General features: G+C 34.2%; 17 protein-coding genes, 8 tRNA genes and 1 rRNA gene. 1 reads left to right on the top strand and 25 read right to left on the bottom strand.

All coding sequences use genetic code 11. From position 1 onward, the window contains the following. From AC3WJF_RS20690 to sigW, 15 genes are all read right to left on the bottom strand, one after another. The coding region (locus AC3WJF_RS20690) for a hypothetical protein (protein WP_492455595.1) at positions 1-1,494 on the bottom strand (1,494 nt) is incomplete at its 3' end. Between the two features lie 24 nt (positions 1,495-1,518). Next, positions 1,519-3,237 (bottom strand): P-loop NTPase fold protein, encoded by a 1,719-nt coding sequence (locus AC3WJF_RS20685; RefSeq protein ID WP_492455593.1) that lies wholly within the window; start codon positions 3,235-3,237, stop codon positions 1,519-1,521. A 12-nt stretch (positions 3,238-3,249) separates the two neighbouring features. After that, entirely contained in the window at positions 3,250-4,026 is a 777-nt protein-coding gene (locus tag AC3WJF_RS20680; protein ID WP_492455591.1) for a hypothetical protein, read from the bottom strand. Between the two features lie 126 nt (positions 4,027-4,152). Beyond that, positions 4,153-5,742 carry a Tn7-like element transposition protein TnsE gene (locus tag AC3WJF_RS20675; RefSeq protein WP_492455589.1) on the bottom strand — a complete coding sequence of 530 codons (1,590 nt, stop codon included), beginning with the start codon at positions 5,740-5,742 and terminating at the stop codon, positions 4,153-4,155. Beyond that, entirely contained in the window at positions 5,729-7,621 is a 1,893-nt protein-coding gene (locus AC3WJF_RS20670) for a TnsD family transposase (RefSeq protein ID WP_492455587.1), read from the bottom strand. The genes AC3WJF_RS20675 and AC3WJF_RS20670 overlap by 14 nt, the downstream gene beginning before the upstream one ends. A gap of 12 nt (positions 7,622-7,633) precedes the next feature. Then, positions 7,634-9,241, bottom strand: coding sequence for an ATP-binding protein (locus AC3WJF_RS20665; RefSeq protein ID WP_492455585.1), 1,608 nt, complete (start codon positions 9,239-9,241; stop codon positions 7,634-7,636). Beyond that, complete coding sequence (locus AC3WJF_RS20660; protein WP_492455583.1) at positions 9,225-11,384, bottom strand: TnsB C-terminal domain-containing protein; 2,160 nt, start codon at positions 11,382-11,384, stop codon at positions 9,225-9,227. The genes AC3WJF_RS20665 and AC3WJF_RS20660 overlap by 17 nt, the downstream gene beginning before the upstream one ends. Beyond that, a complete protein-coding gene (locus tag AC3WJF_RS20655; RefSeq protein ID WP_492455581.1) occupies positions 11,381-12,199 on the bottom strand; it encodes a TnsA endonuclease N-terminal domain-containing protein in 819 nt (272 codons plus the stop codon). Before AC3WJF_RS20655 ends, AC3WJF_RS20660 begins: the two co-directional genes overlap by 4 nt. Before the next feature lie 95 nt (positions 12,200-12,294). Continuing rightward, complete coding sequence (locus tag AC3WJF_RS20650) at positions 12,295-13,245, bottom strand: restriction endonuclease (RefSeq protein WP_492455579.1); 951 nt, start codon at positions 13,243-13,245, stop codon at positions 12,295-12,297. Positions 13,246-13,434: 189 nt separating this feature from the next. After that, positions 13,435-15,237, bottom strand: coding sequence for a glutamine--fructose-6-phosphate transaminase (isomerizing) (gene glmS / locus AC3WJF_RS20645; protein WP_492455577.1), 1,803 nt, complete (start codon positions 15,235-15,237; stop codon positions 13,435-13,437). Positions 15,238-15,881: 644 nt separating this feature from the next. Next, a complete protein-coding gene (gene glmM / locus AC3WJF_RS20640; protein ID WP_492455575.1) occupies positions 15,882-17,234 on the bottom strand; it encodes a phosphoglucosamine mutase in 1,353 nt (450 codons plus the stop codon). Between the two features lie 33 nt (positions 17,235-17,267). After that, positions 17,268-18,500: a CdaR family protein gene (locus AC3WJF_RS20635; protein WP_492455573.1), complete on the bottom strand. Its 1,233-nt coding sequence runs from the start codon at positions 18,498-18,500 to the stop codon at positions 17,268-17,270. Then, positions 18,493-19,320 carry a diadenylate cyclase CdaA gene (cdaA, locus tag AC3WJF_RS20630; protein WP_492455571.1) on the bottom strand — a complete coding sequence of 276 codons (828 nt, stop codon included), beginning with the start codon at positions 19,318-19,320 and terminating at the stop codon, positions 18,493-18,495. The genes AC3WJF_RS20635 and cdaA overlap by 8 nt, the downstream gene beginning before the upstream one ends. A 201-nt stretch (positions 19,321-19,521) precedes the next feature. Next, on the bottom strand, positions 19,522-20,148 hold the full coding sequence (locus AC3WJF_RS20625; protein ID WP_492455570.1) for a zf-HC2 domain-containing protein: 627 nt from the start codon (positions 20,146-20,148) through the stop codon (positions 19,522-19,524). A 5-nt stretch (positions 20,149-20,153) separates the two neighbouring features. After that, positions 20,154-20,717, bottom strand: coding sequence for an RNA polymerase sigma factor SigW (gene sigW, locus AC3WJF_RS20620; protein ID WP_492455568.1), 564 nt, complete (start codon positions 20,715-20,717; stop codon positions 20,154-20,156). 205 nt (positions 20,718-20,922) lie between these two features. Between sigW and AC3WJF_RS20615 the strand changes: the two genes are divergently transcribed. Beyond that, complete coding sequence (locus AC3WJF_RS20615; RefSeq protein ID WP_492455566.1) at positions 20,923-21,087, top strand: Spo0E family sporulation regulatory protein-aspartic acid phosphatase; 165 nt, start codon at positions 20,923-20,925, stop codon at positions 21,085-21,087. Between the two features lie 38 nt (positions 21,088-21,125). Here AC3WJF_RS20615 and rocF read toward each other — a convergent pair whose 3' ends face one another. The 10 genes from rocF to rrf form a co-directional block, all read right to left on the bottom strand. Then, positions 21,126-22,025: an arginase gene (gene rocF, locus AC3WJF_RS20610; protein ID WP_492455564.1), complete on the bottom strand. Its 900-nt coding sequence runs from the start codon at positions 22,023-22,025 to the stop codon at positions 21,126-21,128. Positions 22,026-22,562: 537 nt separating this feature from the next. Then, positions 22,563-22,635 (bottom strand) — tRNA-Lys (locus AC3WJF_RS20605). A 333-nt stretch (positions 22,636-22,968) separates the two neighbouring features. Next, positions 22,969-23,043: transfer RNA gene (locus AC3WJF_RS20600), tRNA-Gln, on the bottom strand. 60 nt (positions 23,044-23,103) lie between these two features. Then, positions 23,104-23,187, bottom strand: a tRNA-Tyr gene (locus AC3WJF_RS20595). A gap of 10 nt (positions 23,188-23,197) precedes the next feature. Continuing rightward, positions 23,198-23,273 (bottom strand) — tRNA-Thr (locus tag AC3WJF_RS20590). A 7-nt stretch (positions 23,274-23,280) separates the two neighbouring features. Further along, positions 23,281-23,356: transfer RNA gene (locus AC3WJF_RS20585), tRNA-Val, on the bottom strand. A 16-nt stretch (positions 23,357-23,372) separates the two neighbouring features. Continuing rightward, positions 23,373-23,447: transfer RNA gene (locus tag AC3WJF_RS20580), tRNA-Glu, on the bottom strand. 21 nt (positions 23,448-23,468) lie between these two features. After that, positions 23,469-23,541, bottom strand: a tRNA-Thr gene (locus tag AC3WJF_RS20575). 2 nt (positions 23,542-23,543) lie between these two features. Then, a tRNA-Asn gene (locus AC3WJF_RS20570) sits at positions 23,544-23,618 on the bottom strand. Between the two features lie 9 nt (positions 23,619-23,627). Then, positions 23,628-23,744, bottom strand: a 5S ribosomal RNA gene (gene rrf, locus AC3WJF_RS20565). Between the last annotated feature and the right edge of the window lie 273 nt (positions 23,745-24,017).

The following is a 24,017-nucleotide window of genomic DNA, read 5'->3' as shown; positions in this document are numbered from 1 at the left end:
ATTTTTATCAACACAAAGAAAATGCGGCCTACTTAGAGCCTGTTCATCTTCTCCCCATTTAATAGTATGTTGAATTTTATCATGTCTTATATCATCAAAATAAGCTACTGTTATAAATGCATGAAATATTCCTCCATACCTTTGGGAAATTTTATCGATGATATCACTTTTAACTCCATTAAATTCAGATGCATTTCTTTTTGCCTCAATAGCAATAATATACTCGATATTTGTTTTTATATTTTTTAATCGTAATAATACATCTATATCCCGAGAACTTTTTAACGGATCTCCATTCCTCAATAAATCAAATTGAAAATCCGACAAATAAACTAATATTCTTAGATCGGATAAATCGCTTTCTAATTCTTCTTTAACACTCTTAACTACTTCTTCTACGTAGTCTTGGTGCCAAAATAGCCTTATATAATGTAGTAAGTGTTGCGTCGGTGCATAAATTTTCTCATAATGATTATTTTCCTCAATTCTTTTCGGATCTTCTTTGCTCCTTTCATTAAATATTAAACCTAATGATGGATCTATCCAAAGACCTTTATCAGGAAAATTATTACTAATCAATCGGTGATATGGATAAAAAAACTTATTTATACTTCTTTCATCAGCATAATTTTGATATTCTTCTACTTTTAGATATCCTCTATCTAAAAGTTTCTCAAGTATAAATGAGATTTTATTTTCTAATGCACTAGCTTTTGTAATTTTGAGAAACGATCTCATTAATTCATTTTTAGTTATATGACCTTCAGTAATACGAAAACCAGAAGAAAATTTCCTACTCATTAACCAATTCCAATTTATATTATCTTCCCATCTTATCTTTTCAAACCATTCATATTCACTGAAATTATCAATAATATATTTTAACATGTCATATTTAAACGCTTTTATTGTTACCTTCATTTCATCATTAATTTTCATATAGCCAATTATAGCGAAACCTAATGATAAAGTTTTTAATTTAAATATAGCCAAATTGCTACACCTAATATTATGAAATAATGGAATTTTAGAATAACATTTTTCAGAATAATCAAAATTAGATAGAAATTCTGATTCCCTGTCGTAATTTATAACCTCTCCGTCTTGTATTCGAACAAGATAATTTATAAAGTGATCTTCAGTTAGATCAGCTTCTTTTATGGACATACTATACAATATTTCTTCCGATTCATAAGTATTAAAGTTGTATAACTCTTCATCAAACTCTTCATTTATATCAAATTCTTCATTTACGTTAGTTTCTTTTTCTAATACAGATACCTTCTTTAAAATAAGTTCAAATATAATAGTACGTAATTCTTCAATACATTCAACATCCGGTTTATTTTTTATATCAAATACTATTATTTGACTAATTAGATATTTGTATTTACAGTTTAAACCCTCTAAAATGTCGCTTAGTTCTTTTTCCTCTAATTCAATATTTTCTGGAATAGTAAACTCAATAAAAAACCAACTTTTCTCTTGCTCCAATTTAAACAGCCTCTCCAACTTTTTTTACAATAAATATTTTGTAAATCTCTCAAGACTTTTGAATAATATATTTTTTAAAGCCTCAGTATTCGCCTTTGTATATGCAAGTAAATCCAATAATTCTCCCTGTTCAATCGCTATACCTACAATATCAGGATGATCATTAATATATTTATTAATTGTTTCAGTTTCAACTTCTTTTTGATATACAAAAATTGTTTTAAAACCATTTTCAATAGATTGACTGCTTAATAGGTCTTTATAATTTAAACATCTTTGAAACTTGTTACTCAAACTTTTAGGACTTGTAGCTGGTGCAATATATATTAATTTTTTTTCATTTTCTTTTTCTACAAATAATGTTGATCCTAATTCTTCAATACCAAATTGATCCTTTAATCGAACTATATTATAATGAGCCCCTGTAAATAAGTCCTCAAGTGAAGATTTAATCAATCCAGGCTTTGAATTATGATGAACTTTATGCCATTGAGCACTTACTTCTTCTCTAATACGTTCCTGATCAGTTTCAACATTGGGGGTGGAAGTAATATTTACAGCTTCCTCTACTTGAAATTCTGAACCTTTTTTCTTTTCCTCTCGGTAATCCGATAAGGATTTATTTCTCAGTCTTAAGTCATCCATTATTTTCAACATGTTAGAAATAGCATCTCTGTAACTTATTGCGTGCGTGGTTTTAACTCCCATGTAATTTAAAAACTGTTTCTTCATTTCCTTGGGGTAATCAATTCCTATATCATATTCGTATCCTTTATTATATCTACTAGCAAGTTCACGAAAAAGTTCATCAAATTCACTTACTTCAGAAGGATTAAATTCACTTAGTTCAATAACTTGATGTTCCATACGTGACCACAAAGCTGTTTCCCTTTTAGAAACTTCCCCCTTCAAATTCCCTTCATATTGTTCGGTTACGGATGTAATCAAAGCAACTGAAGCAGGTTCAAAACTAATTGCTTTATCAATAAACTCTTTATAACTAATAAAAAAGTTCCTTCTAGCAGCAGTAGTTAAAGCAGAAAATGCATGTTCAAATTCATCTAATAAAATAAGAAGGAAACCAGGTCTTTCTTTATTTTTTAAAAAGAAATGAATTACATCAATATAATCAGTATTATTTAATTCTTTAATCCCTATTTTATTAATTTCAGTTCTTCCATGTGAGGCACCTAAAATCCTCATAGCTGCACTACTCTTGTCACTTTCATTATAAAGATAATACAAAAGAGTTGCTAAATTACTACTTACTTCAAACTTTTCACAAATTATACTTATCAACTCATCTTTATTTTTATCAGTAGGTAATTGTGCATTTGAAATAAGAGAAGTTAAAGAATTATAAAAATCCTTATAATGAATTTGGAATAATTTGGATGCAACCATTCTCACAAAACTATACTTCACTATATTTGTTTCTTGAACTTGAAATTTTACAATATAAAAACTACTTTGTTCTTTCAACTTAGATTCAATCCAATTCAAAAAGTGAGTTTTCCCGCCACCCACTTTTCCAGTTAAAACTATATGTGCAAAGTCCCAACCACTATTACAATCAGATAGTTTTTGCTTAATTTTATCCTTAACATTTTGTTGGTTAATAATAAATGTTGGTGATTTAGGCGGCTGAGAATTTTTCATACCACTTAATTCTTTTCTAATTGTACTAATACTCAAATCCCTCTCATTTTCAAACAATTCATCCAAACACTGGTTCAATTCCATATAAACTCCCCCTTAACTTTCAAGACCAAATCCCTTTTTTATTTTTAAATAATATAATTTATCATTCATTAAAGTAAAATACTCATTTTTGGCAAAATCAATATTAACAGTAGAAAAAGAAGTATATGTCGCAAATACTGGATCTAAATATAATCTTAGTATATATTTATGAAACTTTTCCTTGGAATAACCATAATGGTAGAGCATTTCCTCTAAGACTGTAATTACTGCATTTTTTTGATAAGTATTTACCAATTTTAAATATTCACTTTGTAATACATTTAGAAATTGAATATAGTTTTCATATTCTTTAAAAGGATTATTTTCATCTTTACTTTGACATGATTTAATTAATCGCTTAATTGCATAAATTTTTTCAACAACAGTTCTCTCATTCTCGATTTCATAATCATATTTAAGTATTTCGTAATATAAAATACGATTAGATAGCTCAAGATGAGGATCAATTTCACAGATTATTTTACAATTATCAAATAAAGTAGATAATTTAAATACATTATGGAGTAATAATCCATCCAGTTTTCGATTTAAATCAATATAAAGTTGAGATTCCCAAGTAAGCGATACATCTGTTCCTACTTCAACCAACCCAATTTTCTTCAAATCTTTAAGGAGTATACTTGTCCTTGATCCTCGTTTTCCAAATAATTGACTAATAATATTTTTAGCTTCATCAACTGACAAAGAAATTGCCAAATCGAAAATTTGCAACAATTTTTCAAGTTCATCTAGAGTTGGAGGAAACTCGTATAATGGATATAATTTCATCTTTATTCCTCCCATATCAATTATCGATAAATTAAGTTTATCGATAATCAATCTCCTTTGTCAATTTATTATTTATTGAATTTTAATAGTCGTCCTTATAATAACTAAACAATTTATTTTCCGACTTTATCCGACAATTATTTCATTTAATAGCATATCGATAGATTTTAAAAATCGATATGCCCCATGCTTTACTGAACCTTCTACATGTCTTACCCTAATATTATTTATGTGATGTAAATATGACTTGCTCCAACTCCCTCCCCTCAAAACGAGCTTTATTAATAAACCCCTTATAATTTGTTCTTGTTCCTTTATATCAGTTGATACCGAAATTATGAGTGTCGATAAAGATTTATTATCTGGTACAGCTATTTCTAGTATATAAAAAGCATTTCCACTTTTTATTACTTTTACTACTGCACAAATTCTACGTCTTCCATCTGGTAAGTATGAAAATTTTCTATTTAAAGGTAAGAAAATAAAGTTTAAAGAGACTTTTAAAAAATGAAACTCAGAAATCAAATAAGAAATTACATTTAAAAATGATTCTAGGCCATAATTTATAATAGAAGGAACTATTTCTAATGATTTAAATTCAAGTGGAGTTATCTTTCCCCCAAACAAACTTTCATCTATACTAACAATTTGAGTCTTAATTCCTCCACCACGACCAACATTAGAAATATAGTCGTCTCCTTGATTCACTTTTTGTTCATTTTTTGGTATTCTTGTTACAACAGTTGAATGGCGGAAAGCAATCTGAGTAGGATCTAAATCAATGGCTGGTTGATGTGTATTCTCTCTCGATCGCTCTCCGTTTTTTTCATTTAATATATAATCTTCATCTTTTTCTCGTTTAGATAATCGCTGTTTTTTGGGCCTATCTGTATAAATATATTTTTTAATTGATTTATGAGTATACTGTAATTCATAAAATGGCGGGCTGGCATTATCAGTTCCGAGGATTTCTAATATTAGAACTTCATTTCCTTTTTTAATCCCTCTAGTTGTTATAGTAGTTATATCAGTAGAAGGAATTTGTAATTGTAATGGATAACCATAATAACTTTTATGAGTAATGCTCTCAGAATATAAATTACTTTGTACGGATTCAAATGATTTCTTTATAGAACTATTTAAGTATAGCCATCCAAAGTATCTCACAAAATCTCCACTCATTATGCTACTTGGAATTTCATCAGCAAAGTCTATATAGGCTGTGTGACCATTATTCATTGAATAAGTTTGATTAACTAATAAATCTAGTCCATTTGGTCTTAATAAAGCATTAGCAAGGGTTTTATTAGGCGCAAAAGAAGCTCGAATTACTTCAACATGAGGAACATGATATGTTATTCCTTCTGATTGGAATGACCACATATTTTGATTCATAAGCTCTGGTCGCTTATAAAGGAAAACATTAAATTTTCTGCAAATATCAATTGCTTTGCTGCTTACACCAACACTTAAATCTTGTGCAATGACTTTAAAATACGTTCCTTGTTTTTGTGTGTTTATCGGCAATCCGTCTTTATACGGAACTCCTATCTTCAACATAGGAAGAACCCCTACTGGTAGGTCAATGATTGTGCAATCAGAATTACTTACAAAGGCTACTTGAATATACCATTGGCTATTTTTCATTTTTACATTACCTATCCAATGGAGAGTAACCAATCGATCTTCAAATGGCCATGGTCTAATCTTCAACAAAACGAAATTCACCTTCCTCTAAAAAATAATACCTATTAATTAAACGTTCAATTAAATCCCTAACTTCAGGATCGACAGATTCTCTTATTCCAGCCAGGCGTTTTATCTCCCATTCTGATACGTACCCTTTTTGTTTAAAAATCTCATTAGCAGTCCATTTTATCCTTCGAATTTGAAACTCTTGGTTCGTCTCGATGTTTTCCAATATATATTTTTTCGTTTTAGGGAGCTTATTTAGATGCTTTTGAAGTAGATAGAGCTTTCCTACTTCCTTGCCAATACGATTTATGTTAATGTATACTGGCTTCTCTGCCCCATAAAGATTGGCTACCACTAAGAATACTTCAAGTAACAGTTCTTCATCTCTTTCATCCCAATCTATTTTTGAATATATGTTATTATTTTTATTACTCTGTTTTGGAGAGTACCCTTTCAACCATTCTCTATCATTTCGATAGAGCCACGAATAAAGGTTAGGCTGTAGCTTTCTTAAATCTGTAATAGAGCAATCTGGTTTATCAGCTAACAATCGTTCCCAAATATTTCTTTTTTCTTTTATTTGATTTTGGACAATTATTTTTGACTTAATAACAGTTACATTTGATGCTTTAAAATACTTTCTAACAGTTCCTATGTCGCATTTAAGGGTCTTTGAAATTTCAGTATAACTCCTATTTTCCACATTAATTAAGTAATGAAGCCTATCAATCCATACTTGTCCAAATTGCTTAACTCTTCCGATTTTAAATTGGTCCAAATGAGTTATATCCGGACCTCGCCTAGAATAGACAAAATCACAATTACATCGAAATGTACCCACTGGCCTTCTGGTATCAGTACAAGTTGTAATAACAACATTACTTATAGTCTTCTGCTTATAATGATCGGAAGCTGGATTGAGGCAGTAATACGGACCTTCCCCAAAAGGTAATGGCTTACATTCATTGTATTGGTAAAAAGAATCGATATTTTCACCTAGAAAATGTATCAAGAGCAAATGCCTAATTGGGTGAAACACTTTCCTGTGCTTCCTAGTGATTGTTTTCAACCAACAAGATTGACTATCAATTTTAATATCAGACTGAACCTTTCCTAAAAAATCACTTCCATAATACGATAAGAATTGATTAGCTAATAAACGTTGATTTATATTCCCATTTACTGAAACAAACCCATTTTTATAAAGTAAATATTTATAGGAACGTTGTATACCCTCTAAAGTAAAATTAGTATCATTCTTCATAATCCATTGAATTTTTTGAGCCAAGGCAATTGCATGTTCCTTATACTTAATTCCTTCACTAGCTAGTCCCTCGATTTCAGTAAAGCTACAATTAAAAAGGTTAGCTGCTACATATTCATGCTTGTTATCGCCTCTAAATTTCACAGAAGATTTCAACAAAAATTCATTATGATCCAAGCAAATCAATACCCCTGGCAATTGATGATTAAGCCTCCAATAGGGTTCACCTTTCATTAGCAGATCTTCTTGAAAACATTTAGGACAATAAAGAAAATGAGTATTTTCCTTAATTGATGAAGCCATAATACCTAAAAATAAATGTAAAAACTGCGAGTCATTACTTTTCATTGCTAAAAGAACCTCAGATTTATTCTCTTCCGTTGAAAACGTAGTGTAGTAATTATAAAAAGTATGATTTTTTATCCAGTCTTCTACATTAGGAACTTTAAAATGAATTAACCTTTTATAAATCTTATTCAATCTAATAGGAAGGTCTGGAATTGCAATAGAACTTTTATTTCCAAATAACTCATTCATAGTCTGCTTAGGACTTATATTTGAAGAATGAACATGATATCTTGCAAACCAGCTGTACAATAACTCATCTTTATATAAAGTGGGAAAATAGGGTAACAACAGAAAACCTCCTTAGATTACAAATTCATCTATAGGATTCTTAATGTATCCTTTATTTAATAATGAATTGTAAGCAGATTTCTTTTCCTTCTTCCCCTCATCCACAATAGCTCGCAATTGATTTTTCTCTATTTTTTCTTTTTTACTAGTTGTTTTCTTTTGTTTATTCTCTTCTATAACTAATAAAGCTTTTGCTAAAAGGACAGGATCTGATTCTGCTGGTATCTCTTTTATTACCTTTGATGCAACTTTTTCAGCTATTTCAGACTCTATTCCAACGTTGATTAATGCTAACATTACCTTTTCAAGCTTAGAGTTTTCTAACACTTTTTGTTTAACAGCTTGCTGCTCCTTTTTCTTTTGAATAGTCGCTCTTAAATCAATCGTTGATTGATGATGCTGTAAATAGTCTGCAATGTCCATAGGCATAATATCTTCATATTTTTCAAGTTCTGATAAGCGACCATTTCTTAAGGCTTTTAGCATTGGCTGCACCAATTTTAGATCATCCTTAGCCACCTTTTTAATCAACGCAGGCGTTATTTTTTCAGTACCTGTTTCAATTGCTCTACCTTGAGCCAAAGCAAACAACTTCACAGCAATATCGATGATACCCTGGCTTTCATCATAAATTGTTTGATTTATTTCTTCTGTTAGAGGAGTCTCACTAGCATTCCATTGATACTTCCAGAGACTTTCAACTAACAAATCCCAGTCATCATCTTTAACCATCTGTTGCCAAACCATATCACCTTGACCACTGCCTCTACGAGCTTGTCTAAAATCCTGCTGTAGAACAGCTTTAGCCCGCATGGTTCCAATCATTATTACTGGTACACCTATTTCATTAACAAGTGTTACAAAGAAGTTCATCATTTTTTCAGAGTTATTATCCTTTGTTGTCAAAAGATGTTGAATCTCATCAATTATTAATGCACCTACACAATGCAGCCTCGCAATTTGACCCATTCTAGTGACCATAGAGCTTATAGAATTTCTTCGACTCCCATATTTTTCGTGATAATTCGTATTCAATAGTTGGTCCATCTTTTGAAAAAAATCCATGCAAAGCGATTTTAAAGAACCATCATGCGGACAATTTAATTTAAGCCATACCACCTGGGTAATGTTATAGGGGTATTTATGTACTATCAAATTTGGGTACAACGACAATATTCTTTCTATAGCTGTTGTTTTACCTATACCTGAGAAGCCCATTAGTGTAAAACTCGAAGCAGTAGAACGAATATCATGCTTTATTTTTTCTCCCATTAACGTTCTATGACCATCTGCCAACCGTTTATTAAATTCAGGGGAATTAGGATTTCTGCTAACATAACCAAATCTTAATAACCTTGAGAATCTTTGTTCTAAATCCAAATGTTGCATGACGGGTTGAAAAAACCTGTTTAACCTTGGGATTGCATGATACCTAATGTGTGTTGGTAACTTTCGTTCATTCTTATCGAAATCTGGATAATAGCTAAGGGCATCATATGCTTCTTCAGGAGAAAGAATAGGCGGAAGTGCTTCAATTAATGGGTTCCCTTGAAAATCGATAACTTCCTGTTTCTTATATGCAGCTTCTTCCCGAATAAACTGATCACTCCAATTGTTCATTTTCTTTCTCCTTTCTTCTTTTTAGAAAATCCCTTACATTACTTCGAGCATACGTTTCTTCTGTATTAGTTTCATCATCAAAAGCTAGTACCTCACCAACCTCTGTGCTTTTATTATCTTGGTCTAACTTAAATACCTGCTCATTCCGATAAAGTTCCTTCTCAACTTTCCTATGCTCTTGAATAGAGGAAACCCTTTCTGATTTACTAAGATTCTCATCGATATTTTCTTTTTTCCTTCGAATAGCCTGATTAACAATATGTTCGACTTCAGACATGTAATCGATATCCTTTTGTAACTGTTCATGATTGTTCAGATGATACATCTCTTTTTCAACTTCCTGAAGGTAAATAATTTCATCAAGAGCAGTGCTTTTATACCTTTCTGAATCAGGTAACAGGTGACAACATTCAAATTTATTGGTTTCTGGATTAACAAAATAGACATTACTCATATCTCTTGGGTCATATGATATAGAGATTTTCCAAGATCCTTTTTGTCTACTCGTTTCAAACCATAATTCCTTAAGTGCCGTCTCACAGCTATAAAATAGCCCTTTCAATTTAATACCCTTCTCCGTAACTGTAGCTATTTCTTTTGGAAGCAGATGCAGTTTCACTAGTTCCTCTGAATGATATCTTAGTTTCCCAGATCGATTTTTTATCCCCCAATTCCAAATATCCAATGGTCTAGGTAGTACATCATCACGTATCATATCCTGCTCACGAATATAGCCTTTGAGATAATGCTTTGTATTATAAAATATAATTTGCTTAATTATGATTTTAGAAAAATCCTCTAAGGTAAGAACTGCATCTAATCGATAGTCCCTAGCCCCACGTTCCCGAAAATCAGTATCAACATAACCTGGGAGAAATGGCTTAACCCGTTTTTGAATTAAATCAAAATGTTTCTCTACAATACCTTTCCAATCTGCTCTGTAAGGCGCTGCATTTTCAACTTCCATGTTAAAAGCCTCTATTAAACGATTAACATTATAGCCCTCAAATTCTCCTCTATCTGCAAGTAATACATCAGGCAAATGTTCACAGGGCCATTCTTCCTTCGTTATATCAATCCCATATTCAGCACAGAATTGTTGCTTATCTGCCACTGTATTTGCTAAAGCCATCATTGCTCCCATCCATGAGGGACCTTCCAAACCTATATGTATACCAACAACCATTCTGCTAAATACATCAATAACTAAATAGATTACTGGTCGACCAATTATCCAGTTCGAATTGTACTTTGATATTAAATATACGTCTCCAACCGTTGCATCAATTTGAAATCTAGAACCTGGGCCATCTACTTCTGATAAACTATTGCTCAATAGTGCTCTATGATCTTTTTCTGCCTTAATTCTTCCCTTTCTTGCAATAGTCACTTCTGGAGTACGATATTCCTTGTTATACCAATACTTGAACTGGGCCAATGTAGGAATCTTTTCCTCATCTTTAATTTTTACTTTTTTAACTCCATCCTCGTAATAGATATCCTCTGCATAAAACTCCTTTATCATCATTTTATATGCATCTGTAAGCCTATTTTTCTTTGTTGTTAAGTAGTATTTTTCTAAGGCTACTCTAAATATTTTCTTAGTTTTCTCATCAACATTAATTCCTACTGTTGAATATTTTCTTGGCCGCCCTCTCTTCTTTGTTCCAGGTTCTCTTACCTTACCTTTAGCTCCTGAATTAGAATAGTCAGGTAATAATGCATTAATATTTTTACCTCTTTGCCAGTATTTTCGTAGATACTTTCGAACGGCAGGATATGTCACATTATGTATTTCTATTACTTCATTGGTAAGTTGGGATCTCACTTTCTTTTCAAATATTATTGGTTCATTGTTCACCATATTTTTAATAACATCCCAAGCACTATTCCTTATTTCTAGATATTTTTCAGGTAACTCTTCCACATTGTATAAATTCGAAAACGGGTCCTCTTTTATTTTCATTAAAATATCTTGTATGATTTCTTCTTTTAACTCACTTATAGTCTTTTTAAATGGAAGAGCTTTGGCATCAAAAATATCAATTAAATATGCTATTACATTCCCTTCATCAATCCATAAAATACGAAATACTTGCTTCGAATCAGGATTCTTCAAAATCTCATTCACAAAAATATTCATGTAGCCCATCTCTTTTCAGATAAATTAATATCAGTAATGAGGAGGACACTTGTTTCATGCTTTAAATCAAATTTTTTATGTATATTAATTTTGATTATTTTATTTGCTACTAACCATTTAAATAAGGAAAGAGCCTCACCTTGTTCTAATTTATAATTTTCATCAAACTCCGATAAAACCCTAATTATTGTCTGACCTTGCTCAGATAGATAGTAAAGTAACTGGTTGATCATTTCTTGATCAGAGGAATCCTTCTCGAAATAAGATTTATGTAACCATTTAATATTATCTATTGCCACGGAGCTTAATTCCTTTTCAGTAACAATGCCCCAATTAATTCCTTGCCCCTCCCAATAGGCTCTTTCAATCTCAAACTTTTCTACTTGTCGAACAGATAGTTCCTTAGTATGCTTTACCGTTCTTGCAAGATAATCCAATTCACTATTCCTTCGAACAGTAATAAGAAAATCCGTTGTCATTACAATAGGAGTCCGTGTTTGGGTATCTACTGAATGGTTAATATTTTTTGATTCGGCTATATTAAGAGTTAATTCTCTATTAAGAGGAAACTGTTCGCGAATATCGACAACATCATCTGCCCACTCCAAAAGACAAAAGTAATTGAATTCAAGATCAGATAATAGCTGATGTATTCTATTCGTTTTCCAGCCCTTCGGCCGGTGAGATCTCCCTCTTGATTGGACATCTTGAACAGTTAACCAAGGTTTGTAGCAAGATAATTCTCCACTGCCACGGCTTTCTTTGTAGTACTTCTCTATCTTTTTTTCTGTCCAACCTGTTTGACGTTTTGCCATTTAATCACTACCTAAAAGATTTTTAAGTTTTTTATAAAATCCGTTACTAATTTATGCTATATAAAAATTTATCAAGTAAGTCTGGTCTTATTAAATTAAAAATATTCTGGTATTCCAGCAAGTTGTCTTAATCTCTCTGTTTGAATATTTGTCCTGTCCTTAACAACATATTGTGAAACTTTTAATATAAATTGTTTTAATTTTTCATATGCTTGATCTGTATAAATGTCTTTTCCATCTCTAATTCGATTCATCACAGCCATGTTCCAATATAAATAATGATTAGGAATCATTATATCTGATATATCCTCCCATTTTGTGTAAAGACCCTTCCTCCTATACTTACCCTCTAAAATACCATCACACTCTCCTTTACATGCAAAGTAAATATCTTCAATCAGGCATTGTTCATGATCATGTTCTTCAGCAAAATTCAGATTTTCTACAAATACAATAAGAGATAATTGAATTGCTTCTTTAGTAAGAAGATCTTTTCCGCATCTCTCACATTGTAAAGGTACATAATCTTCAAATATATTAGAAGGATTTTTCTGTTCTGACTTCCAATTATTATAAGACATTGGAAAATATCTACGAGCAATTATGTCTGCAGTCTTTTCATCCACAAGTAACAGAGATTCAATTCTTTCTTGATCAAAAATCATTACTTCAAAATGTGTTTTAAGAGCACTAATCTTTCTTTGTAAAGGAGAGCTAATGACAGTTGAATAAAACCCCATGAACCCTGTAGCACTATGAGCTCTTAACCTATCTCTAATATCTTGCTCATCAGCATCATTTACAGATTGCCCAGAATACGCCTTGTGTTTACAGCTAACTAGCCACCTAACTTCAGTATTTGCTAATATTCCTGACCGTTTTTCTAAAACAACAAGATCTCTGCCTCCATCTTGTCCACGATCAGGACCACTTTCTACCTCAAACCCAAGCATTTCTAAAAAGTCTCTTGCAAAAAGTTCAAATGTGTCTTGTTCACCGTTGGTTAAATTCGCTCTTGGTATTTCTTTTAAGTCTAAAATTGGCAATTTAAGCACTTCCCCTTGAAATAAAAATAGAATTTGATTTATATACAAAAAACACACCAAAGAGATGTATATATCATGATATCCCTAAGATGTGTTTTTTAAACGACTTTATTATTTTTTAAACAACTATTTTATTTTTTAAACAACTTTATTATTTGTAGACAATATCAATTCCCAACTAATCCATCATCACTCCACCGTCACACTCTTCGCCAAGTTCCGTGGTTTATCCACATCACAATCACGATGAAGTGCAGCGTAGTAAGCAATTAGTTGTAATGGTATAACAGAGATAAGAGGTGTTAATAATTCGTTTACTTCTGGTAAGATGAAACGGTCTTCATCTGTTTCTAGGCCTTTCATGGAAATGATACATGGGTTTGCACCACGGGCCGTTACTTCTTTCACATTGCCACGAATACTCAAGTTAACATTTTTTTGTGTAGCTAATGCGATAACTGGTGTTCCTTCTTCAATTAAAGCGATGGTACCATGCTTCAATTCCCCACCGGCAAAGCCTTCTGCTTGAATATAGGATATTTCTTTAAGCTTTAATGCACCTTCTAGCCCTACATAATTGTCAAGGGAACGACCAATGAAGAAGCAATTGCGAGTAACAGTTAAGTATTCGTAAGCAATTTGCTCGATTTCTTCTTTGGAATCACATAATACTTCCATCGCATTCGCAACAATTCCAAGTTCATGAATTAGGTCGAATTCTTCTGCAATTCCTCTTTCCTTGCCGGTAACACTCGCAAGGATAGCAAGAACTGCTAATTGTGCTGTATATGCTTTTGTAGAAGCAACTGCAATTTCAGGTCCGGCATGCAATAATAGTGTATAGTCCGCTTCACGTGATAGGGTAGATCCTGCAACATTAGTAATCGTTAAAGATTTATAGCCCAACTTTTTCACATTTACAAGGACAGAACGGCTGTCTGCTGTTTCACCGCTTTGTGAAATGAAAATAAATAAAGGCTTCTCGCTTAAAAGTGGCATATTATAGCTAAACTCACTTGCCACATGAACTTCTACAGGAATCTTTGCCATTTTCTCAATGAATTGCTTTCCAACAAGCCCTGCATGATAGCTCGTTCCGCAAGCAATGATATATACACGGTCTGATTCACTCATTGCTTTTGCAATATCTGAATCAATCGTTAATTTCCCGTCAATATCTTGATATGCTTGTATGATTTTTCTCATAACAAGTGGCTGTTCATCGATTTCCTTTAGCATGTAGTGCGGGTAAGTTCCTTTTTCAATATCACTAGCATCAATGGAAGCTGTGTACGGGTCTCGAGCGATTTGGTTTCCTTGTAAATCTTCAATGTTGATTTCCTCACTTGTGAGGATCACCATTTCTTTATCCATCAATTCAATATATTGGTTTGTCACTTGAATCATGGCCATTGCATCACTAGCTACAACATTAAAGCTATCCCCAACACCTACTAAAAGCGGGCTCTTGTTTTTCGCAACATAAATTGTACTGCTATCTTCCGAATCTAATAATGCAATTGCATAGGAACCGTTAAGTAATGTTAATGTTTTGCGGAATGCTTCCTTCGTAGAAAGTCCTTCATTTACAAACTTCTCCACAAGTTGAACAATGATTTCCGTATCTGTTTCACTTCTTAGTTCAACATCTTTTAAATACTCTTGTTGTAAAATGGAATAGTTTTCAATGACACCATTATGAACAAGTGTAAAACGTCCAGAAGTACTTTGATGCGGATGTGCATTTCCTTTGCTTGGAACACCATGAGTCGCCCATCGTGTATGTCCAATGCCAGTTGGTGCATGAACATCTTCCGAAACAATCGCACGAAGGTCCGCAATTCTTCCTTTTTCTTTAAAAACATGAACAGTATCACCGTTTTGTAAAGCAATACCTGCTGAATCGTATCCTCTATATTCAAGCTTTTCTAAGCCTTTTAGTAAAATTTCCTTCGCATCTCTTTGTCCAATATAACCTACAATACCACACATTTTGTATCTTCCTCCCTAATATTAGGGGCAAGAATACTAGGAGCATTCCTGCCCCTTATCTCTACTTTTTATTTTGGTAGGTTCCTCTTCATAAAATCGTCTAAGGATTCCATCCACATCTAATGTGATCCAGAAACAAAGACTTCATTATTGAATAGGATCTATTCCACTATTTCTTTTCCCTTTGTGCATTGAGTCACCCCAGTGTTTTAAGAAAAAGACTTCGACTGTGTGTGGCAGCCGGGAGGTATCCGCCGAATTCTTCGATACTCCTCCACCTCGTCAACTAAAACATCTACGTTTAGTTCTGGCGCTTTGTATAAACCTAATCACTATCCTCCTTATCAAAATATTGTTAATTCCAAATAAAAAGCATCCTAATCTTACCTTATGCAGATGCTTCTCGTCAATAATAAACGCTATTTTCTTAAACTTTGTTGCTGTTGTAAAAGGAAATCTTATTAACTTCCTCATTTGCCTTTAAAATAGGTATTCTTTTTAAGAAAAGATTCGCCGAAACTAAGTCTATTATATTGGATTTACAACAAGTACAAAAATTTATTCGAAAACAGCCATAATAAATATTACAGAATTAAAATATGCATACGGGAATGGAAAGGTGACCCGTATGCATATCCATATTATTATTCTACTTTTAATCCCATTTCTTTTTCCACGACGTCTGCAATGCGCTGTACATACTCTTCACATTTTTCCTCTGTCGGTGCTTCTGCCATGATACGAACTAATGGCTCTGTTCCGGAAGGACGTACTAAGATGCGTCCGTTTCCTGCCATCTCTGATTCTACTTCTTGAATAATAGTCTTCACATTTTCATTATCTGCCACATGATACTTATCAGAAACCATTATGTTTACAAGTTTTTGTGGAAATTTCTTCATTTCCTTAGCTAATTCAGATAATGGTTTTTTCGTTGCCTTCATAATATTAACGAGCTGGATTCCTGATAATAACCCGTCACCAGTTGTATTATAATCTAAAAAGATAACGTGGCCAGATTGTTCACCACCAAGGTTATAGCCGTTATTTTTCATTTCTTCTACCACATATCGATCTCCGACTGCTGTTTGGATACTCTTAATACCAAGTTCCTCTAAACCCTTATGAAATCCCAAATTACTCATTACAGTCGAGACAACAGTGGAATGTTTTAGTCTGCCTTCAGTCTTTAAATATTTTGCACAGATATACATGATTTGATCTCCGTCCACGATTTCACCGTTTTCATCGATAGCTATCATGCGATCTCCATCACCATCAAAAGCAAGACCCACATCCGCTCCTTTTTCTTTTACAAAAGCAGCAAGACTTTCCGGATGTGTGGAACCAACACCTTCATTAATATTTAATCCATCAGGGGATGCTCCCATTGTTGAAATATCTGCATCTAGATCAGCAAATAGATGCGTAGCTAAGGAGGAAGTTGCTCCATTCGCACAATCTAATGCAATATGTATTCCAGAAAAATCTTCTTCAACCGTTTGCTTTAAAAATTGTAAATATTTTTGACCGCCTTCAAAGTAATCGTTCACCATTCCAAGGTCTTTTCCAATTGGGCGTGGCAGCATATCCTCTTGTTGGTCAAGCAGTTCCTCAATTTCTAACTCTTGTTGATCTACTAGCTTAAACCCGTCTGAACCGAAAAATTTAATTCCATTATCCGCTACTGGGTTATGGGATGCCGAAATCATGACTCCCGCTTGTGCTCCTAATGCCTTTGTTAAAAAAGCAACGCCTGGAGTAGATAAAACTCCTAGTCGCATAACCTCTGCACCTATAGAAAGTAAACCGGCAACGAGTGCGCCTTCTAGCATATGACCAGAAATTCGAGTATCACGTCCGATAATTACTTTTGGACGATCTGCATTTTTCGTTAGTACATAACCGCCATAACGTCCTAATTTGAACGCTAATTCAGGCGTTAACTCTGAATTAGCAATCCCTCTTACTCCGTCAGTTCCAAAATATTTACCCATACAATCTTTCTCTCCTTCTTTAAAATCCATTGTCTATACATTACCTTGACTTTTTTCTGTTAAACGAATCTTTGCCTTCTTTTTGGACAGCTCCCATGATACACCGTTAGGCCCATTAACCTCTATATTCACTTCATGATCGCCAGACTTTAACCCCGCTAAGTCCAAAAACACATCAAAACTATGATCGTTTATGCTTTTAAGTTCTTGGCTTGTACCCGTCACATTTAGGTCTACTAGACCATCAGAAGGGGATAGGAATTCTAAATCATAATTATCATCTAAATCTTTACTGCTAACCTTAATATTGGATAAGGTTTTTTGCTCCACCTTATCCTGTACCTTTATCTTTACTTTAACGGTACCAGGATCCAGTTTATTAATTCCATTTGGACTCTTTAATGGAATAGTAAGTTCTGTATCATTATCGATTTTACTAATATCAACGTCTAAAGTTAATGCATCAAGTGTTTTTAATACATCACTTCTACCATAAATGGTCACGTTTTTGGGGTCTGTAGAGATACTTTCAATGACAACTCCATCTTTTTCTTTACCGATTGGATTAATTGCAATCGGGACTGTTTTACTTGGATTTTTCACTGGTATCGAGACCTCAACAGTGTCTGGATCCACGGAAACATTTAATTTATTTAAATTGCGATCTAGAACTTGTACTGAAGAATACTTCACTATATCTGAATCAATCTTCTTATTCACATTTACTGCTGCTCTTACATAGCTAATTCGATCAATTACATCCCTTGCACCAGTGATCTTGACTGTCTTTGGATTCACAGTTGGTTGACCTGCTTCAAAGCCTTCCGCTAATAAATCCGAATTAAATTCAGCTTCAACTGGCTTTTCTACCGTAACCTTTTCCTGAACAGATACATCCACTTCAGCAGGAGAGATTTTTGCTTGTATTTTATCTGAGAGGTCCTTTGTTTTTAATTTTACTCGCTGATTTCCAATCTTAGCATTGCTTAAATCCACGTAAACGCTAAAATTTCTTGAGCTTTTCGCAAATTCAACAAGATTATTCGGGCCGGAAATCGTTACTTCAACTGATTTTGGAACACCAGTTACAACCGTATTTTCCTCATCATAATAAAGCACGACTGGCATTTGAAACGTTGCCTCGCCTCTATTTGATTTTATATCCTTGAATAAGTTCTGATTATCATGCACCGAAGTAAATAGTAAAAGGGCTAGGAGCAGTGCAAGAATTCTCATAAACCATTTGCTTTCCATAAATTTATCCATGCTTCTTCACCCTCCAATTCCACTTTGATGAGGAAGCCTGTTTATCATGATCTACATCAAAAAGTTCTTTCTCCAATAATTGTTTGAATTGCTCAATCGTAAGGTCACGATGTAATTCACCATTTTTCGTTAATGAAATGCTTCCCGTTTCTTCAGAAACAATCATCGTCACACTATCCGTCACTTCACTAATCCCGATAGCAGCTCGATGCCTTGTACCTAGTTCTTTTGAGATAAAAGGACTTTCAGATAATGGTAAATAACATGCTGCCGCAGCAATTTGGTTTTTTTGAATAATGACGGCACCATCATGCAAAGGAGTGTTAGGAATGAATATATTAATTAAAAGCTCCGAGGATATCACCGAATTAAGCGGTATGCCCGTTTCTATGTAATCACTCAACCCTGTTTCCCTTTCAAATGAGATTAATGCCCCAATTCTACGTTTAGCCATGTAGCTTGTTGCTTTGACAATGGATTCAATAATCCGATTACGTTCTTCATCCTCTTGAACATTTCCACGCGAAAAGAGTTTTCCTCGACCTAATTGTTCGAGCGCTCTCCTCAGCTCTGGCTGGAAGATGATAATTACTCCTAAAAATCCCCATGTAATCACTTTGTCAATCATCCAACTTAACGTATTAAATCCAAGAACACCACTTAATGCTCTAGCAAGAACGATGACAATGATTCCCTTTAACAGCTGAACCGCTTTAGTACCGCGAATCACCATTAACAGTTTATATATCACGTACCAAACGAGGAGTATGTCTACTATACTGGATAGATAATCTAAGACAGTGAAATTAGCAAACGACATCTTTTGTCCTCCATTAGTTTTTAATCAAATTCTCCTAATCATTGCTTATTAATCGAAAACCATGTAAATTTTCATAAAAAGCAATACCGTGATTTCAACATAGAACGAAAAGCAACCTAAATTGCTTATATATTATTATACCACAATTAAATAAAACTAAAGAAAAAGGAAACAATCATTCCATAATTGCCTCCCCATTTTTCATTTAAAAAAGCTTCCAATTCTTTTTCCAATATCCTTCATTTCAAACCATAGCCAGTCATATATTTCATTAATTTCTTTTACATTTCCCGTAACATTGCCAGCTGACGCCATATATTTCTTCCCGTTAATAACGGTAACATCCCCATCAATTTTTCCATCTACTCGGAGATTGCCATTCTTCACAACAAGATCACCTTTAACGACTTCTCCTTTCGGCACTATTACTGTGTGATCCTTCACTATTAAATGCGGTTTATTTGTAAAGGAAAACTCCTGATCATCACTCCACATGGAGAAAATAGTACCACCCATTAAAATAATAAAAAGAGAAGCTGCAACCAAAAGCGGATGTACACGAATCCACCTTTTTACTCTATCCGAAAAATTCCTCTTCGGTAAAAGTCCCATCACTTTTTCTGTAAAATCTTTAGGGGCATGTATATGCGAAGTGCTTTTAACATACGCAACGGTTTTCTTCAGCTCTTGAAAATGTTTCCCGCATTTAGGACATTGTTGTATATGTTCTTTAAGCACTTGTTCATCATTCGCTGCTAGTTCACCATCTAAATATTCATGCATATAGAGAATAATTTTTTCAGAACAAGTATTCAATTTCGTTCTCATCCTCTCTATAAATTTCGAAGTTGCTTCCGAAGTGCTTCTCGTCCTCGATGTATTCTTGTTTTAACCGTTCCAAGAGGTAAATTCATCATTTCGCTAATCTCATTTAAAGATAAATCCTCTAAGTATTTTAATACAATTACGGTACGATACTTTTCTGGTAACCGGTAAATGGCTTGTTGTATGTTCTCGTGTAATTCCATATGCTCCACTTCCATGTCAGGTAGCAGGTCATTGGAAGGAATCTGCGAATACAAGGTAAGTCCATCTGTCCCAGATACTTCTGCATCTAAATAATAATCTGGTTTTTTCTTTCTCAATCGATCTATACATAAATTAGTGGCAATTCGATATAGCCATGTAGAAAACTTTCGCTCCTGCTTAAAGCTTTGAATATTCAAATATGCACGAATAAATGCTTCTTGTGCAATCTCCTCTGCATCATGACGATTCCCCAACATACGATAGCATATTTGAAAAACCTTGTTTTTATATATTTCTACTATGTCTTCATAAGCATTACGGTCACCTTTTAAAACTTGCTTTATTCTCTTTTGTACAAGCACTTCCATCTGGTTTCCCTCCGCCCTAGCGGCTATACATTGATACGAATGAATAGCAAAAAGGTTTCAAAAATTATATACCTATATTTTATCAAATATTTACCAATCAATGTTTGATTTTTTATAAAAATGGATAAATAGTAAATAATAATGAATACACCAATAATTTACTAAGCTTTGAAGGACAAGTTTATCGAAAAGAGGAGGCCAAAATATGAAGATGCAGGAGATAAAATCTAATATTGAAGAAAAGCGAAAAGAAATGATTGAACTTGCATTAAAGTCCTCTTTTGCCAACGAACAAGTTATTCAAGCAAGTGACAGATTAGATAAATTGCTTAATCATTATGAAACTTTAAAAAGGAATTTAGAAAAATAGAAGAAGCAGTAGTTACTTCCGTACTACTGCTTCAATATTTATAGTAATTTTTCTCCAAACAAAGAACACATTAATCCAACAGCTACACTTGCTGTTTTATTTTTATCATCAAGAATTGGATTTACCTCTACAAATTCTGCAGAAGTGATAATTCCTGACTCTTCAAGCATTTCCATTGCAAGGTGACTTTCACGGTATGTAATACCGCCCATAACAGGGGTTCCTACACCTGGACAATCGCTAGGATCTAATCCATCTAAATCCAAGGATAAATGTACACCGTCTGTTCGTTTCTTTAAGTATTCTATGGTTTCTTCCATTACTCTTGTCATACCAAGACGATCTATTTCATGCATTGTAAAAACTTTAATGCCTTTTTCCTTAATTAATTCTCTTTCTCCCTCATCTAAATCTCTTGCCCCAATGATAACAATATTTTCATGTCTTACTTTTGGACTGTAGCCACTAATGTCTGTTAACAAATCATTTCCGTGTCCTAAGCTAGCCGCAAGTGGCATTCCATGAATATTGCCTGAAGGAGAAGTTTCCGGAATGTTCAAATCTCCATGTGCATCGTACCAAATGACTCCAAGGTTTTTATAATGCTTAGCAACCCCCGCCAATGTACCAATGGCGATACTATGATCCCCTCCTAAAATCAGTGGGAAATCACCTTTTTCAACTATTTCATTAACTTTAGTGCTTAATAATTCACTAGCATCTGCAACCGCTTTCAAATTGCGCAAATTTAATTCTGGGTCATGTAGTCTTTCAGCCTTGCCAATTTCTATATCGCCCATATCATTTACTTCATAACCAAGATTTTCAATACGCTCTACAACGTCTGCATAGCGGATTGCACTTGGGCCCATATTAACTCCTCTGCGAGTTTGACCTAAATCCATTGGGACTCCAAGAATTGAAATATTCTTTTTCATTATAGAACCCACTCCTTCCCTCGTATATCCCTATTTTATACAGGAAAAAGAAATGACTCAACTCGACATTTTTTTGTATATATATTCAGTTTTTTCATAAATAACGTGGGCTTCCTTGTTGGTTTGGTGTTTGTCGAAGAAATATCTCGGTACTGTCCTCTCGGCTTTTTCTCTATCAGATATCTTATAGATGCATAATGTAGAATAAGCGGACTTACGTTCCGCTATCTGTGACAAATACGATGATTTCACGTTGTTATAGGACTTACGTTCCGTTATTTAGCTAAAAAGCTGACATTTTTGCATGATTTTTGGTAAATAGCGTACTCTGTGTCCGCATAAACCTCTAAAATAGCATTATTCATGAAAATAACGTCCCAGTGTCCTCAAAAATAGAAAAAAGCATGGATTTCACTTATTATCCATGCTTTTCTATGTATTATTAAGCTATAACTTGATAACTTATTCGAATCATCTAGTATATTTATTTCACAGTATCAGAACTACTTATTTTTCCAATAAGGATTTTATGTAAGATGAGCCATGAAGGACTCGAACCTTCGACCCTCTGATTAAAAGTCAGATGCTCTACCGACTGAGCTAATGGCTCGTAATTTAGATTGTAAAACAGATGTTATATTGCTTTCTTTCTAGGTGCATCTACGACGTCCCAATCTCAGAAAGATTATTCAAGTTGCGGCTCGATTGGTACGCTGAACTGCGCCGAATATGTTTTTTCATTTACGATTAAATGCTGATCGCTTCGTCCAGCTTTCAGTAAGCTTATTCAAGTTGTAGCTCAAGCTGTACGCTGGATGTATCGCTTCGAAGATTATTCATCGTGCTCTACCGACTGAGCTAATGGCTCGTTGTGTTAGCTGTGCTCTTTTATTATGAAACAATTTACGACTTATATAAGTACCAAAAAAAGGGCAAAAAAAAATGGCTGGGCTATCTGGATTCGAACCAGAGAGTGACGGAGTCAAAGTCCGTTGCCTTACCGCTTGGCTATAGCCCATTGAAAAGAAAAAAGACACTACTATTATGTCCAAAAGGTTTTAAAATATTTTTTAAAAAATGGTGGAGGGGGACGGATTCGAACCGCCGAACCCGAAGGAGCGGATTTACAGTCCGCCGCGTTTAGCCACTTCGCTACCCCTCCGACAATCTACTGGTGCCGGCCAGAGGACTTGAACCCCCAACCTACTGATTACAAGTCAGTTGCTCTACCAATTGAGCTAGGCCGGCATATTTATGGTGGAGGATGACGGGATCGAACCGCCGACCCCCTGCTTGTAAGGCAGGTGCTCTCCCAGCTGAGCTAATCCTCCAACTTAATTCATATAGTGGTGACCCGTACGGGATTCGAACCCGTGTTACCGCCGTGAAAGGGCGGTGTCTTAACCGCTTGACCAACGGGCCAATCTTGATGTTATTTAAGTAAGCTTCCAACCGGGCTCGAACCGGTGACCTCTTCCTTACCATGGAAGTGCTCTACCTGCTGAGCTATGGAAGCAATGGCTCCGCAGGTAGGACTCGAACCTACGACCGATCGGTTAACAGCCGATAGCTCTACCACTGAGCTACTGCGGAATAATAACAACCTGGCAACGTCCTACTCTTGCAGGGGGAGAGCCCCCAACTACCATCGGCGCTGAGAAGCTTAACTTCCGTGTTCGGGATGGGAACGGGTGTGACCTTCTCGCCATAATTACCAGATCATTATTTCTTTTTCTTCACTGCTTAAAAGCAGTCATTTAATTAAGACAAACTTAATTATAATGATTTTTAGTGAATTTTCAAGGGTTTTTTTAGAATTTCTTCATTTTATTCCCTCAAAACTAAATACTGAGAAGAAATAAGAAACCGAAAATCGTCGTATTTGAATCTAGCTCCAGCGCCTATCGGCTAGCGTATTTCTACGTCTCCTCCCTACGATAAGTCAACATCAGTTCGTGAACTACCTCACTGTGTTTCCTTTATCTCAGTCGA

Source organism: Heyndrickxia sp. FW510-T9, assembly GCF_058781025.1.
The sequence above is the reverse complement of the archived record's forward strand: the minus strand, read 5'-3'. Positions and strand labels throughout refer to the sequence as shown.

What these genes read in the sequence shown, in the direction of transcription:
- AC3WJF_RS20660 (WP_492455583.1), bottom strand. Translation starts at nt 11,384, where the DNA reads ATGAATATTTTTGTGAATGAGATTTTGAAGAATCCTGATTCGAAGCAA.
- AC3WJF_RS20685 (WP_492455593.1), bottom strand. Translation starts at nt 3,237, where the DNA reads ATGGAATTGAACCAGTGTTTGGATGAATTGTTTGAAAATGAGAGGGAT.
- glmM (WP_492455575.1), bottom strand. Translation starts at nt 17,234, where the DNA reads ATGGGTAAATATTTTGGAACTGACGGAGTAAGAGGGATTGCTAATTCA.
- AC3WJF_RS20665 (WP_492455585.1), bottom strand. Translation starts at nt 9,241, where the DNA reads ATGAACAATTGGAGTGATCAGTTTATTCGGGAAGAAGCTGCATATAAG.
- cdaA (WP_492455571.1), bottom strand. Translation starts at nt 19,320, where the DNA reads ATGTCGTTTGCTAATTTCACTGTCTTAGATTATCTATCCAGTATAGTA.
- AC3WJF_RS20635 (WP_492455573.1), bottom strand. Translation starts at nt 18,500, where the DNA reads ATGGATAAATTTATGGAAAGCAAATGGTTTATGAGAATTCTTGCACTG.
- glmS (WP_492455577.1), bottom strand. Translation starts at nt 15,237, where the DNA reads ATGTGTGGTATTGTAGGTTATATTGGACAAAGAGATGCGAAGGAAATT.
- AC3WJF_RS20655 (WP_492455581.1), bottom strand. Translation starts at nt 12,199, where the DNA reads ATGGCAAAACGTCAAACAGGTTGGACAGAAAAAAAGATAGAGAAGTAC.
- AC3WJF_RS20615 (WP_492455566.1), top strand. Translation starts at nt 20,923, where the DNA reads ATGAAGATGCAGGAGATAAAATCTAATATTGAAGAAAAGCGAAAAGAA.
- AC3WJF_RS20625 (WP_492455570.1), bottom strand. Translation starts at nt 20,148, where the DNA reads ATGAGAACGAAATTGAATACTTGTTCTGAAAAAATTATTCTCTATATG.
- rocF (WP_492455564.1), bottom strand. Translation starts at nt 22,025, where the DNA reads ATGAAAAAGAATATTTCAATTCTTGGAGTCCCAATGGATTTAGGTCAA.
- AC3WJF_RS20680 (WP_492455591.1), bottom strand. Translation starts at nt 4,026, where the DNA reads ATGAAATTATATCCATTATACGAGTTTCCTCCAACTCTAGATGAACTT.
- sigW (WP_492455568.1), bottom strand. Translation starts at nt 20,717, where the DNA reads ATGGAAGTGCTTGTACAAAAGAGAATAAAGCAAGTTTTAAAAGGTGAC.